Genomic DNA, 19,588 nt, shown 5'->3' on the forward strand with positions numbered 1-19,588 from the left:
GAGGAGCTGAGCCGAGTGATTTATATGATTGACCATTATGATTCCTTCACGTATAACCTGGTTCAATATTTAGGGGAGCTTGGTCAAGAGATTGTTGTCAGGCGAAATGATCATGTAACGTTCAAAGAGATTGATGAATTGTCACCAGACTTGCTTCTTCTTTCGCCTGGACCGTGTTCACCAGATGAAACCGGAGTCACGATGGATGTGATTCAACATTATAAGCGAAAAATTCCGATATTTGGCGTATGTCTTGGCCATCAGGCGATTGCTCAAAGTTTCAACGGCAAGGTGATTCGTTCTGATAAATTGATGCACGGCAAATCGTCTTTGATTCGTCATAACGGCACAGGCATTTATGAGCAGCTGCCTAACCCTCTGGAAGTCATGCGTTATCATTCTTTAATCGTGGAGAAGGAATCGCTACCTGAGGAATTTTACGTTACTGCCTCTACAGACGAAGGCGAGTTGATGGGCATCAAGCATAAACATCTTCCAATCGAAGGGGTACAATTCCATCCCGAATCCATTGGAACTCTGGAAGGAAAAAAATTATTGCAAAATCTTCTCGAACAAAAATTAAGCGCGATAGCCAGCCGGTAAAAAAAGTTCGCCAAGGCTTAAACAAAACTATTGAATTCTAGGAGCGCTCTATTATATAATGCATAGTGTTGGTTCATAAACATGACCGATACGGGGCATTAGCTCAGTTGGGAGAGCGCCACGCTGGCAGCGTGGAGGTCATCGGTTCGAGCCCGATATGCTCCATACCTTTGAATGAAATTCCGAACGATTTCTCTGAAATCAGTTCGGATTTTTTTGTTAAGAAAAGGGTTCCACTCCTTCCACAGACATGGACAGAGCTACCTCGTAATTCTGCAACATCTTCATGTTGCGCTATTTTCTACGAGGTTTTTCGTGTTTAAACTACGCTATTCAAGGTTCGTTTTTTTTAACTCATTTACTAATGTCCCAGTCTTTCTGTATGTGGATGCTAGCGACATTCTAACTTTCGATTGGAAATTTATAACTGAAATTGTGCAATGAGTAGAGAAGGAAACACCCTATGCTTAGTAGAGGTGAACGAGATGCTAAACGTAAGGGAAGTTAATCGATTTCGAGTGCGATATATCATTAAAATGAATGCTATGATGATGAGCACAATTGTCTTTATGGATATTTACTTGTCACATGGTCTCCCGATAAAGGGTTTCGTGTTTGGAATGGCCTTTATATTTCTCGGCGAGTTTGCGCGAAGCGTGTATCAATGGAAGACTGGTACGTTTATCGGAACGAAAAATTCGAATCGACTGAAGGAATATGAAATAAAACTGATTGGAGAAAAGCGGTGGAAAAAACAAAAGAAGGTGGGTAGAGTCCTGCTCCCTCTCCTTGCTGTTGTATGTTTCATAGCCGCGTTTAGTATTGATTTTCCTACAGGCTATGATAATGGCGGCATGTCTCTTGTCTCCTACATTGGTGCGTTTATCGGGACGAACCTCGCTGTCGGTACGCACGCTTATCGTTTCGATCGGTAAAAGAGGAAAGGAATGGATTTGGACTTCCCGCGTGCAGTCAGCGGATGGCAAATAATTTAAAGAATCCTTGAAATTTAGGGAGTAACGGCACATTGCATACGAGACAATCATCTAAAGGCAGTCTGATTAGCTATTCTAATTGGACTGCCTACTTTTGGTTAATTAAACATGATAGGAAAGACTTTATCCCCTTAACCAGAAAGACATATGATTACATAGTAACGCGTAAACAGTTGTTTGCTTGCCCAGCCGTCCGGGAATAGAACTCTACACGATAATGTCACGAGTAATAAGCAAAGGAGATAATCGTTTATGGAAAAATTAGCCCCGACGCCACATGATAAAGGGTTAGACAAGAGTTTATCGCTGATAAAGGAAGGCTATCAGTTTATCCCGAATCGAACACGCTTCTATCAATCAGACATCTTTACAGTTCGTTTGTTGGGAGAGCAAGTCATTTGTACAAGCGGTAAGGAAGCAGCGGAAGTTTTTTATAATAACGCGTTATTTCAACGGAAAGGTGCTGCTCCAAAGCGCGTACAAAAAACGTTGTTTGGCGAAGACGCAGTACAAGCCATGGACGGGTCCGCTCATGAACACCGGAAAATGTTGTTCATGTCGTTAATGACGGAATCACGTTTGCACTATTTAGCTGACCTTACGAAAGAGCAGTGGCAGTCCAGGATCCAACGATGGAAGAACATGGATAGTGTCGTTTTGTTTGATGAAGCACTAGACGTTCTGTGTCGAGCAGCTTGTGAGTGGGCTGGTGTCCCTTTGAAAGAAGCAGAAGTTCAAGAAAGAGCACAGGATTTATGGGATATGGTGGATGCGTTCGGAGCTGTGGGTCCGAGGCACTGGCGAGGAAGAAAGGCCCGTGCTCGGACAGAAAAATGGATAGAAAAGGTTATTAAGCAAGTGAGAGCTGGAAAGTTGAAAGTACCTGAGGACTCTGCCGTTTTTGCCATGGCTTGGCATAAAGATGAAAATGATGAACATCTCGATACGCACATGGCCGCCGTAGAGTTAATTAATGTTATCAGACCTACTGTCGCTATTGCGGCGTATGTGACTTTCGGGGCGCTAGCTTTGCATCAACATCCAGGCTACAGAGACCGGATTCAGTCAGCTCAAGACAAGGATGTGCAATGGTTTGTCCAGGAAGTGCGCCGGTATTATCCGTTTGCCCCTTTTTTGGGAGCGCGCGTGCGAAAAGGTTTTATTTGGAACGACGTGCGTTTTGATGAAGGTTCGCTCGTCTTGTTAGATGTTTACGGCACCAATCATGATCCCAGGTTGTGGGAGGAGCCGGACACGTTCCGACCCGAACGGTTTGAACATTGGGAAGGAAGCCTGTTTGATTTGATCCCCCAGGGTGGCGGCGATCATTACGAGGGGCACCGCTGCCCAGGCGAATGGGTCACGATTGAGGTGATGAAAACGAGTTTGGACTTCCTGATAAACGACATCGACTATGTTGTTCCTAAACAAAATCTGAGCTATAGTATGGCGAAGATGCCAACACTTCCTGAAAGCGGCTTTGTGATGAAGCAAATTACCCCTCAAACGTAAGAACGTGGGCGAGCTGAACCATTTAAGCTCGCTCTTCAATATGCTTGGGGCTTATAAGAAGTATCAACACTGAGATTAAAAAAACCGTACTTATCGTGTTAGGAGGCTTTAAGTTGTTAGCCGCACTGCTGCCAAAACCTGTACTGAAATACATTCAAATGTCCAAATATCAAATGAAGTATGAGCTCCAAATGACCTTGTGGTTTATACCCTTGATTTACATCTTAGCAAGTTCTTTACTGGTGGTCCTGACGCTTTACTTGGACCTCCAGCTCAATATCTCAGCATATGTCCCGGAATTCTTTCAGGCGGAAGGCCAGGCGACTCGTACGTTAGTGAGTACGTTGATTGGCGGTATTTTGACCTTAAGCGCCTTCACATTGAATTCATTATTAGTCGTATTGACGATGCTCAGTGGTCAATTTTCGCCGCGCATGTTGTTCGATTTTATATCAAATCGAGGGACGCAGCATATATTAGGGATTTTCCATGGGAGTTTCATCTATGTGTTATTTGTTTTTCTATTTATTACAAATCAAGGGGATGAAATGTATGTCGCCGTCCCCTTTACCACAGTGTCCCTTGCTTTTATTACCATCGTCGTATTTATTTTCTTCATCAACCATGCTTCGAGCTGGATGCAGGTGCACAATTTTACCTATTCCATGAAAAATATTTCCAAAGCTGCTGTGCAAGATACGATGCGTGATTATCTTGAAAAACACGGAACTGAAAAACCCGGCAATTTAATGGAAGCCTATCAGGGTAAAACGGAAGTGGTAACCAGTCCGGAACCAGGGTATCTGCAAATGATTAATTTTAAAGATATGATTAATGAAGCCCGTAAAGACGATGTGATCATTCGCCTCTATGCCAAAATAGGTGATTTCACGCTCAAACATAATCGGTTATTTGCAGTGTGGGGGCCAGGAAAAGAAACAGCCGATTTAGATAAATATAATCACATGATTGAAATTGGATATAAAGAAACTGAAGTGCAAGAAGTTAAAATGGGGATAACAAAACTCAGTGAAGTTGCAGTTAAAGCGATTGGAAATAGTGACCCTAAGACAGCTGTAAGTGCAATCCACCAAATGGCCGACTTAGTCGTCTCAATTGAAGGGGATATGACGTTTACATCTTATTTGCAAGATGAAGATCGTCAGACACGTGTAATCATGAGCGCAGAAGATTTTGAATACTTTATGTATGTCGGGTTTGGTTATATTCGCCATTACGCAGGTCATAACTATGTGATCATCACCGAAATCATAGTCGCTCTCGGGAAAATGGCCCAAACGATTTCCTCTGATAAATTGGACAGTATATGGGAATTCGGCTCGAACTCCATTGATCACATTTCCCAACACTTCATCTTTAAATTGGATAAACGTTATTTGTTAAGCAAAGTGTATGAGCTTGCCCTCTACACGAACCATGAGATGGATTATTATGCTGTTGAAAAACGCTTGAATCAAACGGAGCCTGATCACCTGTAAATCAGTCTAAAATGAGGACTAACAATGGAAAGCAGATGTTTCCCAAGGAGGGCCATCTGCTTTTTTGTGGTTGTTGTTATAACCGTTGCACTACGATTTATAGGAAGTGGATAATTAGGCAGGGGATTTTTCGGCTTTCTTCGAAGCGATTAAATAACGATGGATGAAATACTCGCACCCGGTGATGAGCAACGATAAAATTAATGCTCCGGCAAATGTCACTTCGGCCCCTGTAAAGAAGTTCGATGCGCCCCAGATAATCAACAACGATGTTACAAAATCAAGAAAGACACTCGAATTTAAATTACCTCTTTCTAAGAACATGTATTCCATGGCAACACCAATCCCAGTTAAAAGGATGGCCAGTACGATCGGCTGCCAAATTGCTCCGTAGGTGACATTCTCAAGCACGTACATAGCTGTGACCAGTAACACAGGTAAAATCACGATCTTCATCAAGAAGCTGCTCAAAATAGACCCTTCTTTCTTATGACTAAATGATTTATATATATTTAGTGTTTCTATATCGGCTTTGGTTATGCAAGTTAGGAGGCGCTCAATAAGCACAATTTGATTGGGAATGGGCTTATTCACTTACATCGGAATTCAATCAAAAACGAAAGGTTCAGAAAAATTATCAAAAAGATGACAAAAAACAAGCTAAATAAACTATTCTTTTACAATAATATGGAAAACGAATCAGGTTAAATTGTTCCAATGCTTATGAATGGCTAAAAAGTTCTTATGCTTTATACAAAAAATGAAAAAGATGGAAGTGAAATTGCAATTTAGGCATGATGCGTGCTTTTTTCAATTAAAGCCATCCATGATAAGATTTTGAGTGTTCAGAAAAGTATGAATCAAGGAGGGGCGCATTTTTATTTGAATGGTCTGGACACTTAATTTCAATTTATAAAGGAGAGGGACGATTTGAACTTTAAACAATTGTGGACGGCATCATTACTTGCGCTATCATTGGCTGTTTTCCCTACAGCGGCTGAAGCATCTGTTGATCAATTGGAGACAGTAAACGAGCCACAGGATATTGAAAAGACTGAGCAATCGGATTATGTTAAAGGAGAAGTGGTTGTAAAGTTTAAAGATCAGGCTTCTATAGCGAAAAAAGGGAACAAGCTTGGTAGTGTGAAGGCGACTGTCCAAGAAGATTCTGACAAGGTAGATTCGAATTTCAAAGTATTGGAAGTTGGAAATGTTGAAGCTGTCGTGAAGGCTTTGAATAAGAATCCCAATGTTGAATATGCAGAACCGAATTACAAATTTGAAGGTAATTGGACACCGAATGACACGTATTACAGCGGTTACCAATACGGACCTCAGAATACATACACGGATGACGCTTGGGACATCACCCGTGGGAGCAGCAGTCAGGAAGTAGCGGTCATTGACTCGGGTGTGGATTACAACCATCCTGATTTGGACGGTAAAACCATCAAAGGGTATGATTTTGTAGATAATGATAATGACCCAATGGATTTGAATAACCACGGGACTCACGTTGCGGGAACGATAGCAGCAGAAACCAATAATGCTCAAGGTGTTGCAGGGATGGCCCCTGAGACTAACATTTTGGCTGTGCGCGCTCTTGACGCGAGCGGCAACGGTTCATTGGCTAATATTGCTGATGCGATTACGTACTCTGCTGATCAAGGCGCTGAGGTTATCAATTTATCTCTCGGTTGTGATTGTGATACTCAGACACTTGAAAATGCAGTGGATTACGCGTGGAACCAAGGATCTGTTGTGATCGCAGCAGCAGGGAATGATGGTGTCTCCACTACGTTTGAACCTGCTTCTTATGATAATGTCATTGCGGTTGGAGCCGTGGATTCGAACGATCAACCTGCCAACTTCTCGAATTACGGAAGCTGGGTTGATGTGACAGCACCTGGCGTAAGCATCGCTTCCACTGTACCCGGCAATGGATATGCCTACATGTCTGGCACGTCCATGGCATCACCTCATGTAGCCGGATTGGCGGGTCTTCTTGCGGGGCAAGGCCGCACAAACGGCGAAATTCGTCAGGCCATTGAACAAACAGCGGATGAAATCAATGGGACAGGCACATATTTTGAACATGGCCGCATCAATTCATTTGAAGCCGTCAATTATTAAAGTCTAGGCTGCAGGCTCTGCTCATGTATGATTCGATCATGCTGGCAGAGTCCTGTGCCTTTTTTGTTTTAGGAAGGCCTGCAATGACCTATTTAATACCGCCAAGTGACCAAATTTCTGGCCAAAAGCAAGGCTAATAAGTACTTAGTCTGGAAAGAGTCGTCAATTTGGTTGTATGTTCGTATTAAGCTAACCTGGCTTTAGACAAAAAAAAGACCGCGCTTCAACGCGGTCAAGTGGGAAAGTCATTTCTCTTTCATTATCGATTAATGTCTTGAAATTTTCAAGGGCAAGAAGGGCTACATTTTTTCCTAATCTTTGTTATTGATTGTCGAATCTTTGCCATAGCCTTGTTTTGCCTGGCTTATTTTTTTGCTAAATAATCTGCAATCCCCATTGCACAAACGTCACAGTCGAGCTTCAGAATGTCATAAACGGAATGGTTATCCGGTATATTGTACTGTTCCAAATAACCCGTTATGTGATCGAGAAGTCGCCTCTGAATGCCTGCTGTGCCTTCATTATTGGCTAAGGCTTGTTTGCCTGCTTCAATAAAATGCGGTAACCATTGCGTGACTTGCGTGTAGACGATTTCGGGATCCTGAGACTCGCCGAAATGTCCGAAATAGATTCGATCAAGGTTCAGATTACGTAATCGTTCGATTGACGCGATCATCTCATCCGGATTGAATTGATTGGGAGACGTGCTCGGCAAATAGAAGGTTAGCCCGTAATCTTGAGTCTGATGATAACGAATGCCGGCAGTATCGCCAGAAAAAATTCCGTTGCTGACTGGATCGTAAATACTGTAATGATGATTTGCGTGACCAGGCGTATCCAGAAAACGGAGCGTGCAGGCTGAACTGAGCTCAAGGGTGTCTCCGTCTTCTTTCGTGAGCAATCTTTTTTCTGGAATTGGTAAAATAGGGTCAAACAATTCACCGAATGTGTCCCCGTAAACAGCTCGTGCGCCGGCAATTAACCGAGAAGGGTCGGCCAAATGCCGTTTGCCGCGAGGGTGGACGACCACGGTGGCATTCGGGCATTCTTGCAGAAGTAAGCCTGCTCCCCCTGCGTGATCAAGATGGATGTGGGTCACAATAATATATTGAATGTCAGCGGGGTCAATCCCAAGGGAATGTAAACCATCTAATACGTATGGAATAGACGGACTTGGTCCTGTTTCAATTAATGTTAAGGCTTCTTCCATTAACACGTATGTACCCGTTCTTCCCGGATAACCCAGATCAAATCCGTCAATTAAGCGCATGCGATCGCCTACATGATGTATCGGAGCATGTGTTGCCATTTCCTCACCTCTTCAACTTTGATATTTCCATTTTACTAGAAATGACTGAATATTGTAACGTTTAGGCTTTTGTTGAGTATCCTGTAGGTGAAGGGAGATGGGCGATATGAATGAAGATAGAAATAAACATCATGGATCTCAGGGGCAAATGAACCCTATCCACGACCAGTGTAAACGGTACACGTATTATCATGTCATTATATCCATGTCCGATGGTAACTCGGTGGACGGTATAATCATTGACGTGGATGATCACAGCATCACTGTGCTTGTAGGAGAAGATGTGGAACATGAAGAAGAACGTCAATTTTATGGGGGTTACGGCCGGAGAAGAGCGAGACGATTTGGTCGACGCACGTTCCCGCTGGCTGCATTGACGGCACTTGCCTTATTCCCATATTTCACTCCTTATTACCCCCCTTACTATCCGTATTATTATTAATGAGTGATGGAAGGGAAGAGGGACCTCCAACCGATTTGATAGGCTAATTGAATCAAAAAACTACATTCGAATTTAAAAGTACAATCAATCATTTCAGCAGTCCGATTATCATGAATCGGGCTGCTCATTTATTTCAAGGCACAAAAAAAGCTCAATTTAAGGAGCTTTTGTATTGTTATTACTATTCGCTATGCCCTTTTCAATAAGGGGTATAAGTTTACTAGAATAGTTCGATACTATTCTAACCTTCGACACAAACCCCCAGTGTTACTATCATCTTCAATTATTCCAGTTGGATTTTACTTTTGAGGCAGCATTAGTTTCTATCACTAGATCTAATGGGAGGATGCTCTTCAACATTTGCGAATCTGCTGCGCATTTTATTAAGGATTTTTAAAACGTCATCTAAATTCACCGTGTCATCTCGGATCAATTGGATGAACTTCGCGTCTCCGGTAGGCCGTTCAGGCTTCATTTGGAAAGGTGCTCGGGGAAATGGCGAGACTCCTGTGGGAGGAGAGTACAGGGTGAGACCCCTGAAGGCGAAGCCTGAAGAGGCTCACCGTACCCCACGGAAAGCGAGCTGTTTCCCCGAGCACCTACTCCTTATACCGAGAACGGAATAGAGCATTTTCTATGCATATTTAGAGTTCGTATCAAGAGGGTATGAGGCGTAATCGTCCTGATCGTGCCACATTTGATTGAATTGCTTCGTCCAGGCTGCAGCCATTTGCTTATCTTTAATGATGAGCATAACCTCGTTATTCTTTTGTTCCGCCGAGTAAGTGAAATTATATGAGCCTGCTGTAATAGTGTGTTGATCTGAAATGACCACTTTCAAGTGCATGGTGCCGTCGTGGCGGTTGACCATCACCTGGGCTCCGGAATCGATCAACCGCTGGATATTGGCCATTTGCTGTGGGGATTCGGTCGCCTGAGTTCGATCGGTCAACACTCTGACCTTGACGCCTCTTTTAGTGGCTTGGCACATATGCGTGACGATCTCCTTCTCTGTCAATAGAAAGATCGCGACGTCTAAAGTGTGTTTAGAATGATCAATTGTGTGGAGCAGCTTTTGTTTTGGGGATTTATCCGTTCTGGAAAAAATATAATCAACGGCTGCAGATTTCTCATGTCTACGCGTATGCAGATAAAGACTGTATGTCATAGAGCCGAAGACAATCATTGCTCCGGTTGCTGTTATAATGTCCATCTGCTTCCCCCTTTTGATACCATTTTTAAACTATATGCATAAGGAGGATTGTCTCACAACAAGAAACATACTGGGACATAAGTAAAATGAGAGGTTTAAACAAGCGAACATTGAAAATGGATATAAGTTCAACGATGTTCATGAGCGGAGTGTTTTGACGGAGCGGTCATTAAACACCTCCCCAAAACACAAACATTCCGAACGTTTCGCTGAAATCGTTCGGAATGTTTGTGTTTTATTTAGTTTTGTCACAACCTCACGTCCTGTTCATATGTACATGATTGTAAAAGAGTCGGGATGACAGGAGTTGAACCTGCGACCCCTACGCCCCCAGCGTAGTGCTCTACCAAGCTGAGCTACATCCCGTTAAAGTGAAAAATGCACTATATATAAAATAACGTTTATATGATCCAAAATCAATCATGACGTTTAAATTTTTCTGCACGGTCTGTAGGGAAAAAGACAATACGTCGAGAATGAGTTTAAGAGGAAATAGTTAGAACACCCAGCAGAGGAGGGACCAAAGACGTGAACTATTATTTTTATTGCCGTAAGGATTCCGCTGTAGCAGGAAGCTCGCCGTCTTTTCCAATAGAGCAAATCAATAATCGTTTGATCCCTGCTGCTTCATACCCAGTTACGTTAACGTCCATGAACAATGTGTTCAAGGGTGAGCATCTCGATACGCTTCCTTTTATTATTGCTTCAGAGGAGGCGTTACATGCTGCCAAAGAGGGCGGTGAGTCTGAGCTGTTTTTGGAAGTCCCGCGTGATACGGTCATGATGTATTCCATCAACCGAGATGACCCGACCGACTATCAGGTTATTTATAAGAAGGATCATTCGACATCTTACCCTGCTGTGAGCAATGTCCCATCCGATATTTCTGAAGGCAGCACACAATTTGAAAAAGTATGTACCTACTACCAGCCTAAGGGCGTAATCAGGCGAGCATTGCTCATTATCCGCAGCTTGAAAAACATTATTAAACATTTCAACCCTGCCGAAGAACGCTTTTACGAAATTAAAGAGGAGGGAGGCGTGATCGTTGATCAGCCTCTGCCAGTTGATGAGCCGGTGGATCGCTCAACCTCAGAGCCTATGGTTGTGATCCTTCATGGCTTCATGTCTTTGACTGAGCATCAATTTCACGCTTTGAAGCGGATTTTATTACAAGCGGGTTATTACGGAAAAGTGTTTGGCTATTCGTATGCCACCAATCGTGCAGGCATCAGGGCGAGCGGAGGGGAACTGTATCATGTCTTATACAACACGGGCTTGTTGCAGAAAAACTGCAGCTTAGATATGTTTGCTCATAGCCAGGGCGGATTGATCGCGCGCAGTATGGTAGGGTTTCACTTGTCTGATCACCCTCATAGTATCAATGATGTCGTGCTCGCTGGAGTGCCTAACAAGGGGACTCCGTTAGCCGTATACGGTGCAACCTTGTTTTCGATTCATAGCTGGAATGCCATTGAGCTTCTGTTCCATATTGTCAGGGATCTTATCGCTGCTTTGCAGGGCTCAAAGCAAGCGTATGATTTCTTTGCGGAACAGGTGACTTCTTTTCATGATAAATCACCGGCGTTGCACGACATGTCTCCAGGATCTGAATTTCTGGAGAATTTGAACGCCGCCTCATTCTCTATCAATGGAAACCTTTATGTGTCAGGTTACCACCTGCCTGAAACAGAGGATAAGAGTCATTTTTTCTTGAAAGCCTATCGCCGTCTTCTAAATGAGTTGAATGTATTTATTGGAAAGGCTCATGATGGGGTGGTCCCTCAGGAAAGCAGCTATCACGTTTTTACATCTGGTACGCAAACTCTGGATGAAAACGAGGGATGGCATTCCTGGTATTTTGGCAAGGCGGATCGAGCTGCACACATATGGAAAGCTGTTTTGGAAGGAAAACCATAAATTTCACACGTTTTTAGTGATGCGGTGAGAGAATGATTTTTCCCGCCGTAAGTGTGATTGACAGCGGTTTCGATATAAGGTAGACTTCACCTCAATTCTTGTTGAGGTGATAGCTAAATTAATAGTGGAACACCGTTCCTTATAGAGGAACGAAAGGAGGTTACTATAATGAGTGTGCGTGAAGTTATCCGGCGAGAAAAACTCGTCGCCATCATTCGATTAGAAGATGATGACATCATTGAACCGATTGTCTCTCATCTTTATAAAGGAGGCATCCGGGTGGTGGAAGTAACGATGAACACGCCTGGTGCTGTCGAAGCAATCCGTAAAATAAAAGAAACCTATACGGAGATGACGGTTGGGGCCGGTACAGTACTTGATGCTGCTGCAGCTGAAGAAGCCATTCAGGCAGGCGCCGACTTTCTCCTGGCTCCTACTTTAAAGAAAGAAACCATCCATACCGGCGTAGATTATGGGATTCCAGTAATTCCTGGCGTCATGACACCGACAGAAGCTTTAACCGCCTATGAGTGGGGTGCGCCTCTCGTTAAAGTATTCCCAGCGCGACATTTAGGGCCTGATTTTCTCAACGACTTACGCGGTCCGCTTACGGAAATTGAAGGGATGGCTGTGGGAGGCGTTTCAACTGACAATATGGCAGAGTATTTACGCAAAGGCTGGAACTCACTTGGCATTGGCGGGTCACTGGTCAACAAAGCCTGGATTCAGGAGGGAAACTTTGCAAAGATTGAAGCAAAAGCAAAGGAATTTGTTGCGATTCGTGATAATGTCACGATGGTCTAAGAGAGGGGGCTGCTGATATGAAGGCTGTATTGATCGATTCAGGTACTACAAATTCCCGTCTCCGTTTAGTAGATGCAAAGACAAGGCACGTGAACGATGTACTTAAATTGGAAGTGGGTGTACGTAATGCGGCAATGGATCAAAATACGGACCGACTAACAGAGGAGCTGCAAAGCGGGTTGAAAGACTTGCTGGAGCGTAACGGTCTTGCAGTCTCAGAGCTTGCTTACATCGTAGCTTCGGGAATGATTACGTCGAATCTTGGGCTCCTTGAAGTCCCCCATATTTCTGCCCCGGCAGCTTCGGAGGACTTTGTGCGCCATACTCAGCAAATCAAACTCGATGCTTTTTTTAACATTCCTTGTCTGTTTGTTCCAGGGATGAAGACTGTTTCTGAACGTGACATCGCCAGTGATATAAGCGTAATCGATGATTATGATGTTATGCGCGGAGAAGAAGTGGAAGGGTTGGGACTGCTTCATCAACTTGAACCCCAAGGCGAAGGGATGTTGGTTCTCCCTGGCTCGCATACCAAGTATGTGCAAGTACGTGAAGACAAGTCATTTACATCATGTCTGTCCACGTTGGCTGGAGAAATGCTGAAAGCTGTGCGGAATCAGACGATAATAGCCGATTCCCTGGATGGACACCTCATCTCAGCCATAGATCAAGAGAGATTGATAGAAGGGTATGAGGCTGCCAAGCGGGTCGGGATTACCCGTGCTTTCTACCATATAAGGCTTCTCCATCTTTTCTCCCAATTGGATGCCAATGCCCGGGCAAATTATTATGCAGGTGTTGTGCTTTATTATGATTTAGAAGCGCTAATGAACAAAACGTCTCAGGGAAGAATGGAATGGATCATCGTCGGCGGGTCAGACCCACTCCGTTCAGCCTTTGTTCATCTCTTAAACCATGCAAATAAGGGGTGGCGGATCATTGAAGCCGATGATCATCAAGTAGAAATGGCTTCAGTTCATGGAGCGTGTGACATCGGGAATCACTTTTTAGCTAATGAGGAATGAGGAGGCTGTGTAGTATGCAAATCGTAAACTATGAACTATTTCAAGTGCCCCCGAGGTGGTTGTTTTTAAAAATAGAAACGGATGAAGGGATTTCTGGGTGGGGGGAACCTGTCATAGAAGGACGTGCCTATACGGTGAAAGCGGCCGTCGAAGAACTGATGACATACATGATCGGAAAGGATCCGCTTAGAATTGAAGACCATTGGAACATGCTTTATCGTTCCGGTTTTTACCGCGGTGGCCCGATATTGATGAGCGCTCTGGCAGGAATTGATCAAGCCTTGTGGGATATCAAAGGGAAATTTTATCAGGCCCCGATCTATCAATTGATGGGAGGTGCCTGCCGAGATTCGATCAAAGTCTATTCGTGGATCGGCGGCGATCGTCCTTCTGATGTTGGTAAAGCAGCTGCCGAGGCCGTGGCCACCGGTTTTACAGCTATAAAAATGAATGGAACAGAGGAAATGCAATATCTGGACTCGTATGAAAAGGTCGATCAGGCTGTCGAACGCGTGGCAGCTGTGCGCGAAGCGGTTGGTAATGGCGTCGGAATCGGAATTGATTTTCACGGGCGGGTCCACAAACCAATGGCCAAAGTGTTGGCAAAAGAACTGGAGCCTTATCGCCCGATGTTCTTAGAGGAACCAGTAGTGGCGGAGAATAATGAAGCTTTACGAGAAATCGCCTCTCATACCCACACCCCGATTGCGACGGGTGAACGGATGTTTTCCAGATGGGACTTTAAGTCATTACTGTCTGATGGTTATGTTGACGTGATTCAGCCGGATATTTCCCATGCTGGTGGCATTACGGAAACAAAGAAGATTGCCACCATGGCCGAAGCGTATGATGTTGCCATTGCTCCTCATTGCCCCTTAGGTCCGATTGCTCTGGCTGCTTGCCTGCATGTAGACGCTACATCGCACAATGCGTTCATTCAGGAACAAAGCCTGGGCATTCATTATAATAAGGAGAATGACCTGCTCGATTATATTAAAGATCGCAGCGTGTTCGACTATGAGAATGGTCACGTCAAAATTCCGCAGGGTCCAGGACTCGGTATTGAAATCAATGAAGATTACGTACGTAAACGGGCTGAAGAAGGCCACAACTGGCACAACCCCGTGTGGCGGCATGATGATGCGAGTATAGCTGAGTGGTAGGCATAACGTAAACGAAGCAGATTTTGATAACCTTTCTCTAATATTTATAATGGTGAATTGTCTCTCTTGTTTTTTTATTTGTGTATAATAGAGGTGGTTATCCAAATTGATTCAAGGGAGCTGTTACATGATGTCAATCAGTTTGAACCCTTATTTGATCTTTGACGGAAACGCGCGAGAGGCAGTCAATTTTTACGAGAAAACATTGGATGGGAAAATAACAGGTATCATGACGTTCGGGGATATGCCGGAAGACCCGGACCATCCTGTAACGGACGACATGAAGGACCGCGTTATGCATGCTCATTTAAAAGTCGGCGATGCAGATCTCATGTTCTCCGATACATTCCCAGGCATGCCTCATCAGCCAGGCGACACGATTCAAATTGCGATCCATCCCAAAGAGGAGGAAAAAGCGAAAGAAATCTTTGCTGCTCTAGAAGATGGCGGACACGTTATCATGCCTCTTCAAAAGACGGATTGGAGCCCCTTATACGGTAGTGTAAAGGACAAGTTCGGCGTTACGTTCCAAGTGAATGTCCCCGATGAGCAATCGACGTAATACACCAACAAACCCAGCCTCCTGTTTGCGAATGAACAGGAGGCTGATTTCGATCACTACATGGAGACGGATGCAGGAATAGCGCGAGCCAAAGATTTCTCAGGAGAGCATTCTTTGCGTTATCTAAGAAGCTAAGGCCGTGCCCGTGGAAAGCGGCGTGTTTTGACGGAGCGGTCATTGAATACCTCTCTAAAACACAAAAAAATCCGAACATTTCGCTGAAATCGTTCGGATTTTTTTGTGTTTTATTTAGTTATGTCTCACCCACGGCAGTTTTGTATTTCATGAATTTTTGTACTAGTGTCCTAAGATTAGTTATCTTACTGACATGAATGTTTTATATTTATAGTTTCGTATAAATTGTCTCCTTATAAACGCCTGCGTGAAATAGCTTCACGCATCTTGTTTAAAGCTTCCTGAGATTGCTCTTTCATTTGCACGCTGTAATTGACGTAAAGCGCGTCTATGATAGATAGTTCGGCAAGGCGAGAGGCAAGCGCTTCGGAGCGGTACCCTGTTTCCTGAGAAGCGGTGAATAAGCACACGTCCATAGCTTTACTGAAAGGTGACTTGGCAAAGTTCGTAATACCGATTGCAGGGACGTTATTTTGCTTAGCCACTTCAATCACTTCGAGTAAGTCTTTGTTTGAACCCGTGTGCGAAATAAATATGGCCACATCCTGAGGGGTGAGCTGCGATGCCGCCATAAGCTGCAGGTGTGTATCGGTATACGCATAACTAGATAGGCCGCTGCGCATAAATTTATGTTGCCCATCCAGAGCTGTAACGCCTGAACCCCCATTACCATAGAAGTGAATTTGCTTGGCTTGAAGAATAAGAGACAAAGCTTGGTGGAAGGGTGCTTCATTTTGCAAGTCGCGGGTATATTGGAGCGCATTGATATTGGCTTGGAAAACTTTTTGCATAATCTCCATTTCAGTGTCATCTTCATCAATTTTCTCATGGATATCCTTGATTGGGCTGACAATTTCGGAAGCCAGCGCAATTTTCATAGCTTGATAACCCTTGAATCCGAGCGATTTGCAAAAACGGAAGACTGTGGCATCGGCAACTTTTAAATCCTCGGCAACTTGGTTGATGGTTGAATGGACAATGTTAGTTGGGTTTTGGATAATGTAGTCTGCAATACGTTTTTCTTTTTCACTTAGCTGAGCGTAAGATGAGCGAATGCGATTTAGAACATGCGGTGACGATTGCGTCATTGGGACTCCCTCCATAACTAACTTACATTCATTTTAAACAAAAAATATTTCAAATAAAAGCCAAAGCTATGAAAAAAATTTTGAAAGAACGGTTGAATCGAAAAAAATTTATTGTATAATCGGCATTAACGAAATAAAATTTCATAATTTGTAAACGTTTTAACGGGCAACCGCGTTATTATTTTCACGTATTTGGAAGCGGTTACCATTCATTTTGAAAGCTGCTGGGAGCTTGGAGGGAACGACATGAAAACAGACGTCATTATAGGCATCGATATCGGTACAACCAGTACAAAGACATTAGCTTACGACACGAAAGGTGCGATTTGGGCAGAAGTTGAGCAAGAATATCCGCTATATTCGCCGGATCCATCTTGGAAAGAGCAAGACCCTGAAGAAATTTATGCAGCTGTTAAATCTACGCTGGCTGAAGTTGCCCAGCAAGTTGAATCAAAGCAGGGTCATATTGCAGGCGTAGGGTTTAGTGCTGCCATGCACAGTATTTTGGCTTTGGATGACGAGGGAAATGTACTTACTAATGCTTTGACATGGGCGGATCAGCGCTCTTTTTCAGAAGCGGAAGAGTTAAAAGAGGGAGAAGGACACGCCATCTATTTGCGGACAGGCACGCCAATTCACCCCATGTCACCACTGACTAAGCTTATGTGGTTCAGAAGAAACCGACCGGAATTATTTGCAAAAGCGACGAAGTGGATTTCACTTAAAGAGTATGTGTGTTATCGCTTGTTTCATCGTTTCATCGTTGATTATTCAATCGCATCTGCGACAGGCTTATTTAATTTAAAGGAATTAAGCTGGGATGATGAAACACTTAATCTCGTGGGAATTAAAGAAAATCAGCTGTCACAGCCGGTTTCGACTACTCACGTTGTTAAAGGATTGGATAGCGAACTTGCAGCATATTTGAACCTGGATCCCGAAACGCCGTTTGTCATCGGAGCAAGTGACGGCGTATTGGCCAACATAGGGGTCGGGGCTGTTGAACATGGCTCCGTAGCTTGCTCGATCGGTACAAGTGGCGCCATTCGAACCATTGTGAATGAACCGACCGTGGACCCGAAAGGTCGAATTTTTTGCTATGCCTTAACGGAAGATCAATGGGTGATTGGCGGTCCGATCAATAACGGCGGCATTTCATTCCGTTGGGCGCGTGACCAACTGTTCCCTGATATCAAGGAAAGCATTAAGCCGAACGGATTCACAGCTTATGACGAACTGACCCGACGGGCTTCCTTCGTCAGACCTGGTTCGAACGGACTCTTATTCCTACCCTATTTAACCGGAGAACGCGCACCATTCTGGGATGCGGATACAAAAGGGGTATTCTTTGGCCTCACCTTGGATCATGGGCGCGATCACATGGTACGGAGTGTGTTAGAAGGCGTCATGTTCCAAATGTATTCAGTCGCCATTGCCTTGATCGAAGCTGGTGTAGAACCGGTTGAATATCGAGCAGGAGGCGGATTTGCTCGTTCAGAATTGTGGCGACAAATAATGGCCGACATTTTCGAAACGGAAATCGTTGTGCCAGAAAGTCATCAGGGTTCATGTTTAGGTGCAGCCTGGCTATCAATGAAAGCGCTTGGCATGATCGATGACTTGTCGAGTGTGAAAGAGGTCATCCGCACAAAAGTGAAACATGGTCCAATTGAAGAAAATGTGCAAACTTACAGGGAACTGAAGCCAGTCTTCCTTCGTCTGGCAAGACAATTGCCGGATGAATTTAAGGCGATATCAGAAGTGCAAAGAAAGATTAGTACACAACATTAATAAATGGAGAGGAGTAGATTAATATGGAATCCACAGCTGGTCTTATTATTGTAGCTGTCTTAGCTGTCGTCGCACTTTTATTTCTTGTTATGAAAACGAAACTGCAAGCGTTTATCGCTTTACTACTTGTAAGTATACTTGTCGGTTTAGTCGTAGGAATGCCTTTAGGGGATATCATCACGACCATTGAAGAGGGAATGGGAGGCACCCTTGGTTACATCGCTGTCATCATTGGCCTCGGCGCCATGTTTGGTGAGATGCTGCGTGTCTCAGGGGGCGCTGAACGGCTTGCCATTACCTTAATCGATAAATTCGGGGAAAAGAACGTCAGCTGGGCCCTCGGTTTAACAGGCTTTATCATTTCGATTCCTGTCTTCTTTGACGTGGCGCTCGTTATTCTCGTACCGATCATTTACAGCTTGACTCAAAGAACAAAGAAATCATTATTATATTTTGGGATCCCATTGTTAGCGGGTCTCGCTGTTACGCACAGTTTCATTCCACCGACCCCCGGCCCCATCTCGGTTGCTTCCATACTTGATGCCGACCTTGGCTGGGTTATCTTATTCGGTTTCTTAGCTGGTATACCGGCTATGATTATCGGTGGTCCTATTTTCGGGAAATACATCTCCGAAAAAATTCATATCAATGTTCCTGAATACATGCTTGAGCAAGTTAAAGATATTGATTATGATCGTGAACTACCCAGCTTTAAAAGCATTGTCCTCATCATTACGCTGCCACTTGTATTAATTTTGGTTAATACATTGTCAGACTTGATGTTAGAAGATGGCAGCTCAGTTCAAAGCTTTTTGACCTTCATAGGTCACCCCTTTGTGGCGTTAACGATTGCAGCATTATTAACGTTCTACATTTTTGGGATCAAACGCGGTTATACGAAAGAAGAAGTTCAGGGCATCACTACGAAAGCGCTTGAACCTGCCGGGATCATCATACTCGTAACAGGTGCTGGTGGTGTGTTTGGTGAAATGCTCATCCAGTCCGGTATCGGCGACATTTTAGCCGAAGCCATGAAAGGTGCACAGATGCCACTGATCGTTTTTGCTTTCTTGACCGCAACCGTTGTCAGAATCGCTCAAGGTTCAGCAACTGTTTCGATGATTACAGCCGCTGGTCTCGTTGCGCCATTATTAGAATCGTTTGATGTGAGCGAACCGATGCTTGGCTTACTCGTTATTTCAATTGCTTCTGGTGCTACAGTCGTGTCTCACGTCAATGACTCAGGTTTCTGGATTGTTAACCGTTATTTCGGTTTAACGGAGAAACAAACGCTGCAATCATGGACAGTGATGGAAACGATTATTGGACTCGTCGGTTTCGCCGTAGCGTTATTGCTTAGTCTATTTGTTTAAGGCGCCTATGAAATTATTAGA

General features: G+C 44.1%; 17 protein-coding genes and 2 tRNA genes. 14 read left to right on the plus strand and 5 right to left on the minus strand.

Going from position 1 to position 19,588, the window contains the following annotated elements:
* Window positions 1-15 precede the first annotated feature (15 nt).
* From HOP45_RS17455 to HOP45_RS17475, 5 genes are all read left to right on the plus strand, one after another.
* Entirely contained in the window at window positions 16-603 is a 588-nt protein-coding gene (locus HOP45_RS17455) for an anthranilate synthase component II (RefSeq protein WP_181350669.1), read from the plus strand.
* Between the two features lie 92 nt (window positions 604-695).
* A tRNA-Ala gene (locus tag HOP45_RS17460) sits at window positions 696-768 on the plus strand.
* A 320-nt stretch (window positions 769-1,088) separates the two neighbouring features.
* Window positions 1,089-1,538 (plus strand): hypothetical protein, encoded by a 450-nt coding sequence (locus HOP45_RS17465; protein ID WP_181350670.1) that lies wholly within the window; start codon window positions 1,089-1,091, stop codon window positions 1,536-1,538.
* Between the two features lie 312 nt (window positions 1,539-1,850).
* Window positions 1,851-3,110, plus strand: a complete 1,260-nt coding sequence (gene cypC, locus HOP45_RS17470) for a CYP152 family fatty-acid peroxygenase CypC (RefSeq protein WP_181350671.1) — start codon at window positions 1,851-1,853, stop codon at window positions 3,108-3,110.
* Window positions 3,111-3,223: 113 nt separating this feature from the next.
* Window positions 3,224-4,609: a DUF2254 domain-containing protein gene (locus tag HOP45_RS17475; RefSeq protein ID WP_181350672.1), complete on the plus strand. Its 1,386-nt coding sequence runs from the start codon at window positions 3,224-3,226 to the stop codon at window positions 4,607-4,609.
* Window positions 4,610-4,723: 114 nt separating this feature from the next.
* Here HOP45_RS17475 and HOP45_RS17480 read toward each other — a convergent pair whose 3' ends face one another.
* A complete protein-coding gene (locus HOP45_RS17480) occupies window positions 4,724-5,065 on the minus strand; it encodes a DUF2512 family protein (protein WP_181350673.1) in 342 nt (113 codons plus the stop codon).
* A gap of 474 nt (window positions 5,066-5,539) precedes the next feature.
* Between HOP45_RS17480 and HOP45_RS17485 the strand changes: the two genes are divergently transcribed.
* Window positions 5,540-6,742, plus strand: coding sequence for a S8 family peptidase (locus HOP45_RS17485; RefSeq protein WP_181350674.1), 1,203 nt, complete (start codon window positions 5,540-5,542; stop codon window positions 6,740-6,742).
* A gap of 364 nt (window positions 6,743-7,106) precedes the next feature.
* Here HOP45_RS17485 and HOP45_RS17490 read toward each other — a convergent pair whose 3' ends face one another.
* Window positions 7,107-8,051, minus strand: coding sequence for an MBL fold metallo-hydrolase (locus tag HOP45_RS17490; RefSeq protein ID WP_181350675.1), 945 nt, complete (start codon window positions 8,049-8,051; stop codon window positions 7,107-7,109).
* Window positions 8,052-8,157: 106 nt separating this feature from the next.
* Here HOP45_RS17490 and HOP45_RS17495 point away from each other — a divergent pair, with 106 nt between their 5' ends.
* On the plus strand, window positions 8,158-8,493 hold the full coding sequence (locus tag HOP45_RS17495) for a hypothetical protein (RefSeq protein WP_181350676.1): 336 nt from the start codon (window positions 8,158-8,160) through the stop codon (window positions 8,491-8,493).
* Between the two features lie 634 nt (window positions 8,494-9,127).
* On the opposite strand, the gene HOP45_RS17500 is transcribed toward HOP45_RS17495, so the two are convergent.
* Entirely contained in the window at window positions 9,128-9,706 is a 579-nt protein-coding gene (locus HOP45_RS17500) for a phospholipase D-like domain-containing protein (RefSeq protein WP_181350677.1), read from the minus strand.
* A 292-nt stretch (window positions 9,707-9,998) separates the two neighbouring features.
* A tRNA-Pro gene (locus tag HOP45_RS17505) sits at window positions 9,999-10,072 on the minus strand.
* A 162-nt stretch (window positions 10,073-10,234) separates the two neighbouring features.
* Between HOP45_RS17505 and HOP45_RS17510 the strand changes: the two genes are divergently transcribed.
* The 5 genes from HOP45_RS17510 to HOP45_RS17530 all read left to right on the plus strand — a co-directional run bounded on the left by HOP45_RS17510 (window position 10,235) and on the right by HOP45_RS17530 (window position 15,180).
* On the plus strand, window positions 10,235-11,626 hold the full coding sequence (locus tag HOP45_RS17510; protein ID WP_181350678.1) for an esterase/lipase family protein: 1,392 nt from the start codon (window positions 10,235-10,237) through the stop codon (window positions 11,624-11,626).
* A 168-nt stretch (window positions 11,627-11,794) separates the two neighbouring features.
* Complete coding sequence (locus tag HOP45_RS17515; RefSeq protein ID WP_181350679.1) at window positions 11,795-12,430, plus strand: bifunctional 4-hydroxy-2-oxoglutarate aldolase/2-dehydro-3-deoxy-phosphogluconate aldolase; 636 nt, start codon at window positions 11,795-11,797, stop codon at window positions 12,428-12,430.
* Window positions 12,431-12,447: 17 nt separating this feature from the next.
* On the plus strand, window positions 12,448-13,455 hold the full coding sequence (locus HOP45_RS17520) for a 2-dehydro-3-deoxygalactonokinase (protein WP_181350680.1): 1,008 nt from the start codon (window positions 12,448-12,450) through the stop codon (window positions 13,453-13,455).
* Window positions 13,456-13,469: 14 nt separating this feature from the next.
* Window positions 13,470-14,618, plus strand: a complete 1,149-nt coding sequence (gene dgoD / locus HOP45_RS17525; RefSeq protein WP_181350681.1) for a galactonate dehydratase — start codon at window positions 13,470-13,472, stop codon at window positions 14,616-14,618.
* A 130-nt stretch (window positions 14,619-14,748) separates the two neighbouring features.
* Complete coding sequence (locus HOP45_RS17530) at window positions 14,749-15,180, plus strand: VOC family protein (protein WP_181350734.1); 432 nt, start codon at window positions 14,749-14,751, stop codon at window positions 15,178-15,180.
* A gap of 368 nt (window positions 15,181-15,548) precedes the next feature.
* On the opposite strand, the gene HOP45_RS17535 is transcribed toward HOP45_RS17530, so the two are convergent.
* Window positions 15,549-16,403: a MurR/RpiR family transcriptional regulator gene (locus HOP45_RS17535; protein ID WP_181350682.1), complete on the minus strand. Its 855-nt coding sequence runs from the start codon at window positions 16,401-16,403 to the stop codon at window positions 15,549-15,551.
* 246 nt (window positions 16,404-16,649) lie between these two features.
* Between HOP45_RS17535 and gntK the strand changes: the two genes are divergently transcribed.
* Entirely contained in the window at window positions 16,650-18,194 is a 1,545-nt protein-coding gene (gene gntK / locus HOP45_RS17540; protein WP_181350683.1) for a gluconokinase, read from the plus strand.
* A 23-nt stretch (window positions 18,195-18,217) separates the two neighbouring features.
* A complete protein-coding gene (locus HOP45_RS17545; RefSeq protein WP_181350684.1) occupies window positions 18,218-19,567 on the plus strand; it encodes a GntP family permease in 1,350 nt (449 codons plus the stop codon).
* The last annotated feature ends 21 nt before the right edge of the window (window positions 19,568-19,588 follow it).

The organism is Thalassobacillus sp. CUG 92003 (genome assembly GCF_013618635.1).
In the GTDB taxonomy this organism is placed as follows: Bacteria; Bacillota; Bacilli; order Bacillales; family Halobacillaceae; genus CUG-92003.